Here is a 17085-nt window from a genome sequence, read left to right as displayed (position 1 = left end):
TCTTCTATTAATCAAATAGTTCATCAGGGATTTGTTTTAAAGAGTTATGATTTGTAAAAAAATGAACAGCTAATTTCTCAACTGGAATATCTTCAATTGGTTCCAATTTATCCTTTCTAATCGGTAAAAAGGCTATTCCGTTGCCATCGTTTATAAAATCTTCAATGAGTGAATAAGAATCTAATTGTTGAAGTTGATGCTGAGATAGATTATTTTCTTTTAGAAATTGTATCGTCCTATTTCTAAAAGGGCACTTTTTGTCATTGCTAACGAAGAAGAGTTCCTTTGAAAAGTCAATGGTACACTTTTCTTTCGCTTTTAATAAGCCTATAGAAATTGAAGTGGAAAATACTTTTTTAAACGCTGTGTCCGGGTAATCCTCATAAGTAATGACCATATCAACTTTTTGTTGCTGCAGTAATTTTTGCAAATGACTACTATTTTCTACATATATTTGATAATTCCTGAAATTTTCTTTAATGCGCTTACTTAAATAATTAGTCAAAATAGATTGTGACGTCGCGATTATATAAGAAGAACCACTCATTTTAATTTGATCTTTCGCTTCTTCTACTAGAGTTAATATTTGATTCGTGTAGTCTAATAAAATGTCTCCAGAAGGTAGTAAGGAAACGCCTTTGTTATCTCTATGTAGTAAAGGTGTTTCTAACTCTTGTTCTAATTTTTTGATTCGCTCAGTTACGTTTGGTTGAACATACCCTAACTCTTTCGCAGCTTTACTAATAGAACCTTCGCTAGCTACAGTTTTGAATATAATAAGATCATTTATTTCCATTTATCACAGCCCCTTATACGATATCATTATAAATGATACCAATCATAATTTATACCTATTTTACGTTAGTCAATCATCGCCTTATCATTGTGTATATAAGATGGAAAGTGAGTGATAAACATGATTGGAATGCAATATAAGGTCATTTTGCCAAAAGATTATGATATGGAGATTATTAGGAAAAGGGTAGAGGATAATGGGTATAAAACGGATGGTTTTCAAGAATTGAATTTCAAAGCATATTTAATGACTGAGGCAGGTAAGCATGGGAATTTCTATAACTGTTATGCACCTTTATATATTTGGAATGGTTATGAAGGGATGAATAAATTTATTTTTGAAGGGTATTACGATAATATTTTACAATCGTTTGGGTGGCAACAAATAAATATAGGTGTTCCATTAGTTGTTAATCTAAGTGATGATTTTAAAAAATGCAGATATGTTGTCGAATATACGGGGAGTATCCCTCAAAAGAATTCATTGATTGGGACTCAATTTAACATTTTGAATAAGAATGCCCAGAATACAGAAAATTGTAAAGGGAATGTAATAGTGTATAACCCAGATAAGTGGGGATATAGTCAGTTTGAATTTTATGAAGTAAAGCCTGAAATTGAAGAGATGGAGGATATTACAATATATGAGGTTTTACACATTTCACAGTAGATGCGGAATTGAAATATAAATAAATTATTTATAAAAAATCCATGTTGATTCATGTAATAATGTTCAAAATGGATTTTTCTTAATTATCTTATGTATATTCAAAACAAATTACTGCTTTTCTTAATTCTTTATTAAAGAATAAGTAAATACGATCGGCACCATAAGCTTGAAAATAATATCCTGTAACAAATCCAACATATGTAAATGGATGTCCATATTCATCTTTTGGTACATTTAGAAGATTCGTAAAGTCAAAAATTTCGTCTTCGTTATCGCAGTCTTCTAATAATTCTTTACCTTCTTCTGTCATAAAACGAACATCATTTAGGATACCATTTACCACGGGATAATTTAATCCCCAGCCATTTGTTTGTTTTTCGGCAAACTCTTCTTCTAATACTTCTACAGATGTAAATTCTTTTCCAAAGCTAGAATAAGGATAAATTTTTTGATTACGTTGAAAATATTCTTTACGGATTTGATAATTTCTTTCATTACTCTCGTAGGCTTGTTCTATTATGTCAGAATTATTTTGTTCGATTTTGAAATAATTCCAATCCGCTTCAAATTTATATTTTCCATTAATGACATCGAACCCTAATGTATCTGCTTTCGTAAAATTTGTGTGAAATGGTTTGGTAAAATCACCAACGCAACCATCATGGATTTCTTTTGCTGACACAATATGTAACCATTCTTCTGATTCCGGTTCAACACATTGTAAATTAATAGAGCAAATGGGTAAAAAGTGTTTTTTATGCTGTTCCAAATCATCATAAAATATGTCCTCATATTCAGGAAATGGTTTTATAAATCGTTTAGAAATTTGCATGTTATCCCCACCTTTTTATGATTGTTTTATTTAATTGTATCATTATATTTAGTTTTTTGTTCGCAAATTAAAAACACTCATACTTATGAGGGGGAAAGAGTACGTTAATAAGGTGTATATTTCATTTTGGAGATAATAAAATGTAACTATTTAATGATGTGAATTCCCGAACAAATTGTGTCAGAAAGCAAAAAAATGCATAATAAGGATTAGGTATTTGAGCTTAAATCTTTTTACATAGAAAGGTAGACCAGATATTACACAAGTGATGCATTTGGGTATAACATATTGTTTTAAGTTAGGTGTATGAAAAATATAATTATCTCTTGCATTACTATCACTTGAGTGGTAAATTGATAGTAAGATTCACGATAGGAAGTGATCAAACATGCGTGATAATACGATAGGGTCATTAATATGGTTACGTTTAATACGATTCACGAACCAAAGTAATCAGATGTCAAATGAGTTTTTAAAACGTTTTGATTTAACGACAGCTCAATTTGATGTTCTTTTGCAAATACGTACGTATCAGCCATTAACACAAATGGAGTTAGCTGAAAAGGTAACTGTTACACAAGGCGGTATTTCTCGAATGTTAACTCGTCTTGAAAAAGAAGGATATATTGTACGAAAACAGGATTGGAAAACGAAAACAATTAGTCTTACAGAGCAAGGGGAAGCAGCTTTAGAGAGAGCATTGCCAGAGCAACTTGCATTTCAATCTTCGTTTTTTGATGATGTATTAAATGAAGAAGAGCAAAAAATATTATACGAGCTGATGACGAAAGTTCATAAGCATAGTGAAAAAAAAGAATTACCACAAGAGTAATTTTTTTTACGAAATCAATTGACTAATCAAGTGATGTTGTAAGGAATAGAGAGATACATTTGAATTACCGACGTTTTTAGAAGAGAAACTAATACCACTTCATTAAAGGAGAGAGTAATGATGGAAAAATACCGTATGGATACAAGTAAAGGAATGGAGTTTGGATTATATTCGATTGGGGATCATGTTTTAAATCCGCATAATGGAGAGAAAATTAGTGCAGAACAAAGAATTCATGAATTAATTGAAACAGCTAAGTTAGCGGATGAAGCTGGACTGGATGTATTTGCTGTCGGTGAAAGTCATCAAACGCATTTTACGACGCAAGCTCATACAGTTATTTTAGGAGCTATTGCACAAGCTACGAAAAATATAAAAATTGCAAGTTCAGCAACGATAGTAAGTACATCTGATCCGGTACGAGTATATGAGGACTTTGCTACAATTGACTTGATTTCTAATGGACGTGCAGAAATTGTGGCTGGCCGTGGATCGCGTATTGGAGGATATAGTTTACTTGGTTATGACGTGAATGATTATGAAGAGTTATTTGAAGAGAAGATGGATCTTTTATTAAAAATTAATAATGAGGAACATGTAACATGGAATGGACAGTTCAGAGCACCACTTGCACATGCATCGGTTATTCCAAGAGCTAAAAATAATAACTTACCAATTTGGCGTGCAGTTGGTGGCCCACCAGCTAGTGCGATTAAAGCAGGACGTGCAGGTGTACCAATGATGATAACAACACTAGGTGGTCCAGCTATTAACTTTAAAGGATCAGTAGATGCTTACCGTGAGGCTGCTGAGAAAAGTGGGTTTGATCCAGCAAGTTTGCCAGTTGCAACAACGAGTTTATTTTATACAGCAAAAAATTCACAAGATGCACTTAGTGAATACTATCCTCACATTAATGCTGGTATGCTTACACTACGCGGTGGTGGGTATCCGAAACACCAATTTACAAATGCAATAGATTACCGTGACGCGTTAATGGTTGGTAGTCCGCAACAAATTATTGAAAAAATGCTTTACCAATATGAATTGTTTGGGCAACAACGCTTTATGGCACAAATTGATTTTGGTGGTGTACCATTTGATAAAATTGAGAAAAACATCGAATTAATTGCTACTGAAATTTTACCGGCTATTAGAAAACATACAGCAAAATAATTTAAAAAATACCGAGAGTCTAATCGATTCTCGGTATTTTTTTTTATATTAATTTAGTTTGAAAAAATGACAAAAAAATGAATTTTTAGTATAGAGAGAGAGCGGGTGTTTTCTATTTTTGAATAACATTATTTTGTGTTTGAATTTTAAAAATACATTTTTCTCTTGACAAAAAACTAACTAATTTCCTTGTTGGTTCAGAGGACATTTTTTTGCGTAAAAGTCAAGTGTATGAAGAGGAAAACGATTATTTTATTGATATGAAAGTAAGTCTTATATTAAAAAAATACATTTTATTAATGAGAAAAATCTAATTCAAAAAAATGACAAAAGACATATTTCAGACAAAATGATGTCAATAATACGTCAAAAATCAGCTGAATTTACTATGCAGGTATATTATACAATTCGATTAACGGATAAAACACTACTGAAATAGTGAAAAGGTAAATTTTATGAGAAAGTTCTTTTGTAATTATCTTAAAAACTGAAAATTTATATTTTCTAAAAGTACATAAACAAATTTATCTTTCTATATTTCTAAGATTTGAGTTGTTTTATTCATACAACTCAATCGAAAATACGATATAAAAAATTATGAAGGAAGTGATTGTAGTATGGAAACGCTCGAATTGGCACGAATACAATTCGCATCAACAACGATTTTCCATTACTTTTTTGTTCCGCTGTCTATTGGTTTAGCTTTTATCATTGCGTTAATGCAAACGTTATATGTGGTAAAGGGACAAGAAATTTATAAGAAGATGACGAAGTTTTGGACGCAAATATTCCTTGTAAACTTTGCGGTAGGTGTAGTAACTGGTATTCTACAAGAATTCCAGTTTGGTATGAACTGGTCAACCTATTCACGTTTCGTAGGTGATGTGTTTGGTCCATCACTTGCGATTGAAGGTTTATTAGCATTTTTCATTGAGTCTACATTCTTAGGTTTATGGGTATTCGGTGAGGATAAATTACCGAAGCGAATTCACCTTTTATGTATTTGGCTCCTTTCAATTGGAACAATGTTATCAGCATTTTGGATTTTAACTGCAAGTGCATTTATGCAATCGCCAGTAGGATATGAAATGGCAGCAGATGGACGTGCACAAATGAATGATTTCTTAGCAATTATCCAAAACCCACAATTATGGGTACAATTCCCGCATACAATTACAGCGGCAATTGCAACTGGTGCCTTCTTTATTGCAGGTGTGAGTGCATGGAAAATAACGAAAGCTCAAGAAACTGAAGTGTTTAAAAAATCGTTCCGCATTTCTATCATTGTTGGAACACTTACGACAGCGCTTGTATTATTCTTCGGTCATGCGCAAGCACAACAATTAATTAAAACACATCCAATGAAAATGGCAGCAGCTGAAGCGTTATGGAATACGAGTGAGGATCCAGCGCCATTTACAGTATTTGCGAAAATTGATGCAGAGAAGCAAGAAAATTCGTTTGAAATTCAAATCCCTTATATGCTGAGTCTATTATCATTTGATAAATTTAGTGGTCAAGTAGAAGGAATGAATCAAATTCAAAAACAATATGAAGAAAAATATGGGCCTGGAGATTATATACCGCCAGTACACACTATGTTCTGGAGTTTTAGAGCGATGGTAATGAGTGGCACATTTATGCTTCTTCTAGGAGTATACGGATGGTTCTTATCAAGAAAAGATCGTTTAGCTGAAAAAACTTGGTATTTAAAATTAATGGTGTATGCAATTGCACTACCGTTTATCGGTAATACAGTAGGATGGATTATGACTGAAATGGGACGTCAGCCTTGGGTAGTTTTCGGTGTTATGAAAACGGAAGATGCTGTATCTCCAAATGTTACGTTCGGAGAAGTATTATTCTCTTTAGTTTCGTTCACATCACTATATTTAATTATAGGTGGAATTACTATTTACTTATTCGTTCGTGTCATTAAAGGACATGAGAATAAGAAAACGAAACAGGATTCTCAAAGCCATGATCCATTTGATAAGGAGGATGAGTATGTTATCTCTTAATGAGTTGTGGTTTATCATTATTGCAGTTCTATTCGTAGGCTTCTTTGTACTTGAAGGTTTCGATTTCGGTGTAGGTATAGTTTCAAGGTTTTTAGGGGAAAACGATTTAGAGAAAAGAATTTACTTAAATACAATTGGTCCATTTTGGCACGCGAATGAAGTATGGCTTGTTTGTGCAGGTGGAGCTATGTTCGCAGCATTCCCGCACTGGTATGCAACTTTATTTAGCGGGTTTTACATTCCGTTTGTATTTATGCTTCTTGCTTTAATTATTAGAGGTGTTTCCTTTAAATTCCGTGCGAAAATAGATAATCATAAATGGAAAGGTTTTTGGGATTGGGGTATGTTTTTAGGAAGTTTGCTACCGCCTATCCTTTGGGGAGTTGCCATTGCTAATTTTATGGTAGGTATTCCAATTGATGAGACGAAAAATGCTGTAGGTGGATTCTTACAATTACTTCATCCATTTGCATTACTTGGAGGAGTTATGTTCCTTCTGCTATGTATTGTTCACGGCTTGCAATTCCTTACTATACGTACAACTGGTAAGTTAAGAGAACGTGCACGTATTGCTGCGTTGAAAATTGCACCGCTTGCAATTATAGCACTTCTTATTTTTGCCGGTGTAGGGTTATGGAAAACAGATATATTCACTGGTCATGGTACAGAGTGGATTATGGTTCCGATCGGAGCTTTTGTAGCATTATGTGCGTCAACATTATTAAATAAACGAAGAAGAGATGGTTGGGCTTTCGTTATGACGAGTTTAACAATCATTTTACTAAGTGCGAGTGTGTTTGCCGGCATGTTCCCACGTGTCTTAATTAGCTCGTTAGGGTCAATATACGATTTAACAATTTATAATGCAGCATCAGGAGATTATGCACTAAAACTGATGACGTATTTTTCAATTGCTATATTGCCATTTGTTTTGGGAAGTCAAATATGGAGTTTCTATGTGTTTAGACAACCTGTTAAGTCAGATAAAGATTTGGAGTACTAATGAAAAGAAAAAGAGGACTTCCGTCGTATCCTGGTAGCCGAGTTTTATATGTAGTGTTAACAATCATTAGCATTTTAGAAGCTTTTAGTATTATTGCACAAACAGTGTTTTTAGCACGGGCTATTACGTTCTTATTTCAGGGAGAAACAGTACAATCTGTGTTAAATGAAACTGTTTATTTTGGAATCACGTTTGCAGTACGTCACATGTTGGTTCGAATATCGCAGATATTAGTGGAACGTTTTGCTGAAAAAACAGGATCGCTACTGAGAAAACAATTAATAGAGGCGTATTTCACGTTAGGTCCACGGTATGTTCAAACTGCTGGAACAGGTCATCTGGTTACCTTATCGATAGAAGGTATTGAGAAATTTAAAACATATATTGAATTAACAATTCCTAAAATGATTAGAAGTAGTATCATACCGGGACTAATTGTACTATATGTTTTTACGTTAGATATTGAGTCTGGAATCATTTTAGTTGTAACGATTCCTATCGTAATTATATTTATGATCCTACTAGGATTAGCAGCACAGAAAATGGCGGATAGCCAATATGAAACATATCGTGTACTTTCTAATCATTTTGTAGATACGTTAAAAGGATTAGAAACATTAAAGTATTTAGGTAAAAGTAAACAGCACGAAGGAAAGATTGAAAAGGTAAGTAAAAGATATAGAAAAGCAACGATGCGTACTTTGCGAGTTGCTTTTCTTTCTTCTTTTGCATTAGATTTCTTTACGAGTTTATCAATCGCATTTGTGGCGGTCGGATTAGGGATACGTTTAATAGACGGGACAATTGTACTATTGCCAGCCCTTACGATTTTAATTTTAGCTCCGGAATATTTCTTGCCGATTAAACAAGTTGGAGCAAATTACCATGCTACGTTAGATGGACAACTTGCAATGGAGCAAATAGAAAAGATTTTACAGCAACAAAAAGAAATAGGAAAGAAAGAATCTAATGTAGATATCATATGGAATTCATCTAGTAACTTGAAATTACAAGATGTAAAAGTAAAGAATGATGAATCTGAAAAAGAGATATTAGAGAGAATTGATTTTACTTGGAAAGGTAACGGTGCTATTGGTGTTATTGGTGAGAGTGGAGCGGGGAAATCAACACTAATCGACGTATTAGCAGGATTTTTAACTCCTTCTGGTGGAAAGTTGATTGTAAATGGTGTTGAAATTGACGGGTCTACTCGTGAAGATTGGCAAAAGAATATTGCTTATATTCCGCAGCAACCTTATATTTTCCCGCTTTCATTAAAAGATAACATTTGTTTCTATGAAACAAATACAACTGATGAAGAAGTGGAAAGAGTTATTAATGAAGTTGGTCTTCGTTCACTTGTTGCATCGCTTCCGAATGGAATGTACGAAAGAATTGGAGAAGGTGGACGTATGCTTAGTGGTGGACAAGAACAACGTGTCGCTATGGCACGCGCACTTCTAAGTAAAAAGCCAATTATTTTATTAGACGAGCCTACGGCACATCTTGATATTGAAACTGAATTTGAAATAAAACAAGCGATGTTACGTCTGTTTGAAGGTAAGTTAGTATTTCTTGCAACACATCGTCTTCACTGGATGAAACAGATGGATCATATTCTTATTTTAAATAAAGGGGAAATGATAGAAAGTGGAACATATGAAGAACTTTTAAAGAATGCGGCACTACATTTTCACAGGAAAGAGAGGGAATAGAGATGAGTAACTGGATTAAACCTTATATACAGCAAAATAAAGGTAGAATGACTTTAACTATTTTCCTTGGTCTTCTTGGAGTTAGTTCAGGTGCGATGTTACTTTTCATTTCAGGTTATTTAATCTCTAAATCTGCTCTTAGACCAGAAAATGTAATGGCTGTATATGTTCCTATCGTTGCAACACGTGCGTTTAGTATAGGACAAGCGGTATTTCATTATTTGGAGCGTTTAGTTGGACACGATGTCGTACTACGCATATTAGAAAAGATGAGAACGAAACTATACAGAATAGTAGAACCGCAGGCGTTATTTTTCCGTTCACGATTTCAAACGGGCGATATGTTAGGTATATTATCCGAAGATATAGAGCATTTGCAAAACCTATATTTACGTACAATATTTCCTAGTCTATTAGCATTAGTTGTATATAGCATATTCGTACTTGTTATCGGTGCATTTGACGTAGTATTTGCACTTATTGCAGCATGTATGTTGGCTATTATCGTCTTTCTGCTTCCGTTTGTATCATTACTTTTAATGAAGCAACATCATGTTACTTTAAAACAAGGAAGAAGCCGTTTGTATCAACAATTAACAGACGCTGTTTTTGGATTATCAGATTGGCAAGCAAGTGGTAGAAAAGATGAATTCATCGATAAGTATGTAGAGCAAAATGCTCAGTTGTTAAAAACGGAAAAAAGAATGAAGCGCTGGAATCATATTAGGGACAGTATCATTCAATTAGTAGTGGGGATTGTAGTTATTTCAATGATCATATGGACTGGAAATGAGGCGGCAAGTGAACAGATTGCACCTACCGTTATTGCGGCTTTCGTCTTAATGACGTTATCAGTCACAAACGCGCTTATTCCTCTTTCAGATGCTATCGATCGAATTCCATCATATGTAGAATCTGCTCATCGTCTAAATAGAGTAGAAGCTAATGATGTTTTACAGGATGAAAAGGAATTACATGGAGATAAAGATTATGTTGCATCAAAACATATAGACATTGAATTAAATAATGTATCGTATCGTTACCCAGATAGTAATGAATTTGTATTGAAAGAAGTATCACTGCAAATAAAGGCAGGAAAGAAAATCGCCATTTTAGGAAGAAGTGGAACAGGAAAATCTACTTTGTTAAAATTGTTAGCAGGTGCGCTAAGCCCGTTACATGGTGAAGTTTTATTGAATAGTGAACAGGCTCATACGAATCTTTTATCAAAATATATTTCTGTATTGAATCAAAAGCCGCATTTATTTGATACGACAATTGGAAATAATGTGCGAATCGGTAAACCAGAGGCTGCGGATGAAGAGATATGGACAGCTTTAGAGAAAGCACAATTAGCTTCGCATATAGCTTCTCTTCCAGATGGATTGCAAACAAAAATGTATGAAATGGGAAAAAGGTTTTCTGGTGGAGAAAGACAACGGGTTGCTTTTGCTAGAACGCTAATGCAAGAGGCTCCAATTATTGTACTTGATGAACCTACGATCGGCTTAGATCCAAAGACAGAACTATCTTTAATAGAAACAATGTTTTCTGCAACAGAAGAAAAGACTGTTATTTGGATTACACACCACCTTGTAGGAATTGAACATGTAGATGAAGTTATATTCCTTGATCGTGGTCAAATTGTGATGCAAGGTAGTCATGAACAACTTCTGAAAGAAAACGAGAAGTATCGTAAGCTGTATGAGTTAGATAAAGGAATATAGTTTGAATAAGTAATAGTTGTAAAATAGCTACGCCTAATGGTGCAGCTATTTTTTTGTTAAGAAATATATATTCTTTTTAAGGTATAGATTTATCCCGCTATTTGCAGGGAGTAAGACTCCTATCTTAAGATCCGGCTGATGTGAGGAAGTTAGGTGGGAGATTAACTGTACGTAAAAAAACGATTGGTGAGGGGGCTAATTAGAAAGGATGGAGAAGCCCCCTCTAATTAAAGTTTCGTTTTATTTGCCTGACATTACTTTACGATAGAAATCAAATGAATAAAAAGCAGCTAATCAAATGCTTATGTTATTGAATATGTATATTTAGGAGTGAAAAGTAGGATATTTTGTTATGGGCTTGCATAAAAGTATAAAGGTTTCATACGGTTTAAGTAATGTGATATTATGTCGCGTATATAACTAATATGCGAAAAGGTGGAGGGAAAAGATGGGGAATCGTTTTGAAAAAAGTGAAGAGTCGATAGAGCGAATTCCATTGGTAAGTGTATTAATTCCTACTTATAATCGTCCTGGCTACTTTGAAAAAGCATTGTGTAGTGTATTACAACAAACATATTCTAATATAGAAATTATTGTTGGAGATGATAGCACGAATGACGAAACGGAAAATGTGTTACAAAAATACTTATGTGATCATTCAAATATTATTTATATAAAAAACAGGTCAACTCTCGGACAATTTGAAAATGCGCTAATGTTATTTAATGAAGCGAACGGTGAGTATATAAATTTTTTAATGGATGATGATATATTTCATATGAATAAAATTGAAAAAATGATGAAGTATTTTTTCAATGATTTAGATAATGAAATCAAGCTTGTAACATCTCATCGTCAAGTAATTGATGATAAAGGGAAAGAACTACGACATATTTATTCAACTGTCCGTTTATTTGAAGAGGATACGATTATAGAGGGAACAGAATTAGGAAATAGGGTAATTGTGGATCAAAAAAATTATATTGGAGAACCGACAACAGTTTTATTTCGTAAAAATGATTTACAAGAACCGTATGGGATTTTTGATAAGAGAAGGTATCTATGTAATGTAGATATAGCCTCATGGTTATCTTTATTAAGTAAAGGAAAAGCAGTATATATAGCGGAGACACTTAGTTACTTCCGATTACATTCAGGTCAACAGTTGAATGAATCTAATAAACTTATGGATGGAGTAGAGGATTTTTCACATAGTATTATAGTTGGAGAAAAGTATGGTTTTTTATCTACTGAAAAAGAGTTATATAAAGCGATAACTAATTTTCTAGATTATGCAAGAAAATTTGTTCCACCATCAACATTATATACATTAGACTATTACCGAAAAATTAAGCGAAAGGAAATAAATATAGAAAAGAAAAAACAGTATCGGAATAACAACTCTCATTTACCGAAAGTCAGTATACTAATTCCTGCCTATAATAAACCACATTACTTGGAATTAGCTCTCAAAAGTGCTTTGAATCAAACATATGAAAATATCGAAATAATAATTTCTGACGATAGTACAAACGGTGAAGTTCAATCGATGATCCAACCATATTTAAGTGAATATGAATGTATTACATATGTTAAAAATAAACCTCGATTAGAAGCAGAGAACTTTAATAAGTGTATAGAACTTGCAAATGGAGATTATATAAACTTTTTATTAGATGATGACTTATTTCATCCTGAAAAGATTAAAAGAATGATGTACTGTTTTTTTAGTCTAGAAAACATTTCGTTTGTGACGTCATATCGTGAATTAATTGATGAGAATGGAAAAGTATTATCACCATCAACATTGAATGTGAAAATCGCCAAAGAAACTACACTTTTTGAAGGGAAAGAATTAGGGGATTATATGTTAAAAAACTTAAAAAATGTAGTTGGTGAGCCTACAACAGTTCTGTTTAATCGAAAATTTTTGGGAGGGGATTTTGGGTGTTTTAAGGGGAAGGGTTACTCTGCTATTAATGACATTGCAACATGGCTAGATATGATGAGGAAAGGGAAAGTAGTTTATATAGAGGAACCTCTTAGTTATTTTAGACAACATAGTGGGGAAAATCAAAAACAAATGCAATTTACATTAAAGACAATTGAAGAATGGATTGAATTAATAATAGATGCATATAATAGTGGGTTTTTAAATTGTGAGCAAGATTATAAAGAGTGTTTAACTCATTGTTTGGAAAATGCCGTTTTAATAATTAAGGATGTGGTAAAAAATAGTCAATTAAATCAAATTGATAATGAAAAGATAGAGAAGGAACTAAATAAGTTAGTTAATCGTATATTTGAGAAAGACGTCTGCTATTGTCAATTTTGCAATCAACAATTTGAAAAATTTTCTCCTTGGCCAGAACATTACGCTTTTCCAAAATACAAATTCGAGATGTGGAATAAAGATACGGGGATTTGTCCGGTATGTGATTCGATGGACCGTGAAAGGTTATATCGTATATATATTGAAATGGAAACGGATTTATTAAGTGGAAATGATACTATGCTTCATATTGCACCAGAAGCGAAGTTAAGAAGTTGGTTTGCTCAGTATAAAAATATTATATATGTGTGTGGAGATATTGAACCAAAGGATCCATTAATGCAGGAAATTGATGTTACTAGAATTCCATATGAAAATGATACATTTGATGTGATTTTATGTGGTCATGTATTACAGTACGTTCAAGATGATGAAAAAGCGATGAGAGAGTTATATAGAGTTTTAAAAACAAATGGATGGGGAATTATTCAAGCTCCAATCGTAATGAATGTAGATATTATTATAGAGAATGAATTAATTTTAACGCCAAAATTGAGAAAATTAGCTTTTGGTCATGAAGAACATGTAAGGATTTATAATCAATCGGGATTTATACAACGATTAATGAATGTAGGATTTAAGGTTGAATTGTATAACATAGCTGAAAAACAAGGAATGAGAAGTGCGAGGAAATTTGGTTTATCTGAAACTGATGTACTCTATATTGTCCGGAAATGAAGAATTGAGGGGAATTGAAATAATTCGCATAATACGGATTATGGACAGTTAAATCAAAGTTTTGAAGAAGCATTAAACTTTAAAAACAGAATTAATGCTTCTTAATTTTAATTATAGAGCGATGTGCATCTTATTTTTAGGTTTTAAATTTAGCTGACAAAGGCAATACTGAGCCATAGTGAATGTAAAGTTGGAGGGCGAGTGTATATGTTTGAAGAGGATGGAATTGTTTTAATTATGGAGCCTGCTGATGAAAGAAACTTGAGGAGATTTATTTTTTCAGTGCCAAAGTCAGTGTATGAAAAGAAGGGGCTTACATTACACTATGGAGCAGCTATAGGACAAGGATATATGGATATAATTGAAGATATTATTAGCGTACACATAGAAGTAGATGTTGTAACGATTATAGGACATGTAAGAGTCTAGATAGTCATTTGAAAAAGGGTATAGGCAATTTGGCTAGAAGTTATGATAGAGAAAATTGTAGACAATTATAAAGACGAAGGGAGTCTAAAATGAAAATCAAATCAATTTTATTAGCTTGTATAGTTTCAATTGGTTTAATGGGATGTTCACTAGTAGAGCAAGGAAGGAACTCCATAGATTATGCTCAAAAAGCTACAGACTATGTAAATGAAATAAGTGCATTTGCAAATGATGCACCAGCATTAGCTGAAAAGGCTGTTAATGATAGTGAGGCTCGAAAAGAGTTAGAAACGAAGCTTAGTGAAATTAAACAAGATATACCCGCTTTCAATGAATTAACACCACCTGATGTAGCAAAGGATCTTCATCAGCAAATCGTCGGATATAACGAAAAGTTAAATACATTAATTGATACGGCAATGACGAAGATAGAAGAAGGAAAAGTGGATGTAGAGCAATTTAAAAACTCTGAGCTTATGCAGACGATAGATCAAGTTCGTGATTTGAAAGAGAAGGTTCAAAATTTAGGGCAATAATAAAAAGCTCCGGTTGTAATAACGGAGCTTTTTTATGTTTTCTTCCTATAATATAAGCTTTTTTTATCCGCCAATTTGCCAGGCAGCCCAATTGGTGAGGGCTGATTAAAGTTTCAATTTATATCTTCCATTTTTCTAAAATATGTATTGTTTTATTAGTTGCATTCATGTTCACTTGAACACCTATAGGCATAGTAATCATTGGATGGGTATGACAACAATCAAAGTCAGCTAGTAAAGGGATTCTTTGGTTTTGCAGTACTTCTAATAATATTTCGTAAGGTTTGCGATTTGTACCACAATCATCAAATTGCTCATGTTTTCCAAGAATAATACCTGAAACTTTATCAAATACACCGCTAACCTTAAGTGATGAAAAGCTTCTTTCAATAGTAGCTGCATCTTTTGAGCTATCCTCAATAAATAGAATATCGCCTTCTTGAATACATGGCATATAAGGGCTGCCCAAAATTCCTTGTATTGTATTTAAGTTGCCGCCAATAACACGTCCAGTAGCTTGTCCGTTTGTTACAGAAATCCAATTATTTTGTCTAAGTTCTTTTTCTTTTGTTTTCTCTTCCCAATTAATAAATTCATCTGACCAAAATAAAGGTTGTTCTATGTTGTAAGGAAGCACTTGATCATGCAGTAATGTTTCTGCAAAATATTTGTATGTATAATCTACAAAAGGCTCAAATTCTCCAAAGGAGGGAACGAGCGCCGGACCGTAAAAGGTAGGAATTCCTGTTTTTGCATAGATCCCTAGTAATAAAGCTGTGGCGTCTGAATAGCCAATCATTATTTTAGGGTTATTTTGAAAAGTGTCATAATCAATATAAGGTAATAAGGAATTAGAATTCATACCGCCAATAGTTGACATGATACAAGAAACATCAGGGTTTCTTATCAAGTCATTTAGTTCCTCTGCACGTTCTTGTATGCTTCCAGAACGATAATAATCATATCGACCTGTTAGTGAACCTTCTAATATATGAAATCCTTTTTGAAGTAAGTAAGATTTTGCACGTTCGAATCTTTTGGGAGAAGTGTAGGTTACTGGTGAAGAAGGTGAGTAGATCCCAATTGTGTCTCCGTATTTTAATGATTTTGGAAGTATCATTTGCATGAATCCCTTCTATTTAAAAAATTTTATTTATGAGGATTTATCGGTGAATATTCTTATATTTCAGTGTTTTCATTGTAACATAAATGCATTGAAATAATAATTGCTATAGATGAATAAATATGCTTTTTACCTTGACGATATAAAGGGAAAGTTGTTATGGTTGAGTGTGAGTGTATAAAAGGTTTGCTAAAGGAGTTTTGAAATGAAGCGGTTAAAATGGGGAAGGATAACGATCCTATTAGTTTTTATTTTAGGGGTATGTTGGTTCTTATTCCAAGGAACTCAAAAGAGTACAGCAAGTGCAGAGGGACCACCTTTACAAGTGGCAGAATTACCTGAAACAGGATTAACTGAAAAAGTAGTGCCACCAAAGTACATCCCACCCGAAATTGATGCAAAAGCAGCTATGATTATCGATGCGAGTAATGGAGATATTATTTATCAACATAATGAAAATGAAGCTTTTGCGCCAGCTAGTATGTCCAAGATGATGACAGCGTACCTTTTATTAGAAAATGTACATAATGGGAAAGTTCGTTGGGAAGATCCAGTGAAAATGAGTGCGAAAGCGGCACAAACAGAAGGTGCGAGAATCCCAGTTCAAGTGAATGACACATTGACTGTTAAAGATCTGTTCCATGCATTAATGATTGAATCAGCAAATAATTCGGCTGTGGCGCTAGCGGAACATATGGCAAAAACGGAGAAAGATTTCGTTCAAATTATGAATGCAAAAGCGAAGCAGTTAAAAATGTCGGATTATGCTAAATTCGCAAATGCATCAGGACTACAGGAACCTGATGGAAGTGAGACGAAGATGACAGCTGCTGATGTAGCAAACTTGGCGTATCATCTTATAAAAGATTATCCAGAAATATTAGAAGTGACTCACTTACGTCAAAGTCAGTTAGCATTTAATAATATTAATGTTATAAGTACAAATGATATGTTAAATAAAAATAATAAAGCTTTATATATAGAAGGAATAGACGGATTAAAAACAGGATTTACAGATAGCGCAGGGTATTGTTTTACGGGTACAGCAAAACAAGGTGATACTCGTATTATTACAGTTGTAATGGGAACGAAAGGTAAAACGAAGCGTTTTACAGAGACGAATAAGCTAATGTCTTATGCATTTGGCTTAGTTAATTAAGTGAAATACTGAGTTAGATCATCATATCAGAAAGGCAGTTTGTTGTTACCTATTATC

14 protein-coding genes are annotated in these 17085 nt (G+C 33.4%); 11 read left to right on the top strand and 3 right to left on the bottom strand.

The features are described from left to right. Positions 1–7: 7 nt before the first annotated feature. Positions 8–796 carry a LysR family transcriptional regulator gene (locus tag ACUN28_RS19985; protein ID WP_016088320.1) on the bottom strand — a complete coding sequence of 263 codons (789 nt, stop codon included), beginning with the start codon at positions 794–796 and terminating at the stop codon, positions 8–10. A gap of 120 nt (positions 797–916) precedes the next feature. Between ACUN28_RS19985 and ACUN28_RS19980 the strand changes: the two genes are divergently transcribed. Next, a complete protein-coding gene (locus ACUN28_RS19980; protein WP_016088319.1) occupies positions 917–1465 on the top strand; it encodes a DUF4865 family protein in 549 nt (182 codons plus the stop codon). 88 nt (positions 1466–1553) lie between these two features. Here the strand turns inward: ACUN28_RS19980 and ACUN28_RS19975 are convergent, their stop codons facing one another. Further along, on the bottom strand, positions 1554–2297 hold the full coding sequence (locus tag ACUN28_RS19975) for a hypothetical protein (protein ID WP_016088318.1): 744 nt from the start codon (positions 2295–2297) through the stop codon (positions 1554–1556). Positions 2298–2685: 388 nt separating this feature from the next. On the opposite strand from ACUN28_RS19975, the gene ACUN28_RS19970 reads away from it, so the two are divergent. The 9 genes from ACUN28_RS19970 (at position 2686) to ACUN28_RS19930 (ending at position 14746) form a co-directional block, all read left to right on the top strand. Continuing rightward, entirely contained in the window at positions 2686–3129 is a 444-nt protein-coding gene (locus tag ACUN28_RS19970; RefSeq protein WP_001205523.1) for a MarR family winged helix-turn-helix transcriptional regulator, read from the top strand. A 120-nt stretch (positions 3130–3249) separates the two neighbouring features. Continuing rightward, positions 3250–4305 (top strand): LLM class flavin-dependent oxidoreductase, encoded by a 1056-nt coding sequence (locus ACUN28_RS19965; RefSeq protein ID WP_016088317.1) that lies wholly within the window; start codon positions 3250–3252, stop codon positions 4303–4305. A 617-nt stretch (positions 4306–4922) separates the two neighbouring features. After that, positions 4923–6326 carry a cytochrome ubiquinol oxidase subunit I gene (gene cydA / locus ACUN28_RS19960; RefSeq protein WP_016088316.1) on the top strand — a complete coding sequence of 468 codons (1404 nt, stop codon included), beginning with the start codon at positions 4923–4925 and terminating at the stop codon, positions 6324–6326. After that, entirely contained in the window at positions 6313–7329 is a 1017-nt protein-coding gene (cydB, locus tag ACUN28_RS19955; protein WP_016088315.1) for a cytochrome d ubiquinol oxidase subunit II, read from the top strand. The genes cydA and cydB overlap by 14 nt, the downstream gene beginning before the upstream one ends. After that, on the top strand, positions 7329–9044 hold the full coding sequence (cydD, locus tag ACUN28_RS19950; protein ID WP_016088314.1) for a thiol reductant ABC exporter subunit CydD: 1716 nt from the start codon (positions 7329–7331) through the stop codon (positions 9042–9044). The genes cydB and cydD overlap by 1 nt, the downstream gene beginning before the upstream one ends. A 2-nt stretch (positions 9045–9046) precedes the next feature. Next, positions 9047–10771, top strand: a complete 1725-nt coding sequence (gene cydC / locus ACUN28_RS19945; protein ID WP_016088313.1) for a thiol reductant ABC exporter subunit CydC — start codon at positions 9047–9049, stop codon at positions 10769–10771. 448 nt (positions 10772–11219) lie between these two features. Further along, positions 11220–13781, top strand: coding sequence for a glycosyltransferase (locus ACUN28_RS19940; RefSeq protein ID WP_016088312.1), 2562 nt, complete (start codon positions 11220–11222; stop codon positions 13779–13781). A gap of 207 nt (positions 13782–13988) precedes the next feature. After that, positions 13989–14210: a hypothetical protein gene (locus ACUN28_RS19935; RefSeq protein ID WP_016088311.1), complete on the top strand. Its 222-nt coding sequence runs from the start codon at positions 13989–13991 to the stop codon at positions 14208–14210. Between the two features lie 89 nt (positions 14211–14299). Next, complete coding sequence (locus ACUN28_RS19930; RefSeq protein WP_016088310.1) at positions 14300–14746, top strand: DUF6376 family protein; 447 nt, start codon at positions 14300–14302, stop codon at positions 14744–14746. A gap of 118 nt (positions 14747–14864) precedes the next feature. On the opposite strand, the gene ACUN28_RS19925 is transcribed toward ACUN28_RS19930, so the two are convergent. Then, positions 14865–15866 carry a S66 family peptidase gene (locus ACUN28_RS19925; RefSeq protein ID WP_033659824.1) on the bottom strand — a complete coding sequence of 334 codons (1002 nt, stop codon included), beginning with the start codon at positions 15864–15866 and terminating at the stop codon, positions 14865–14867. Between the two features lie 208 nt (positions 15867–16074). On the opposite strand from ACUN28_RS19925, the gene ACUN28_RS19920 reads away from it, so the two are divergent. Next, complete coding sequence (locus ACUN28_RS19920) at positions 16075–17028, top strand: D-alanyl-D-alanine carboxypeptidase family protein (protein WP_016088308.1); 954 nt, start codon at positions 16075–16077, stop codon at positions 17026–17028. Positions 17029–17085 lie beyond the last annotated feature (57 nt).

The organism is Bacillus sp. WC2507, assembly GCF_052656125.1.
The sequence above is the reverse complement of the archived record's forward strand: the minus strand, read 5'-3'. Positions and strand labels throughout refer to the sequence as shown.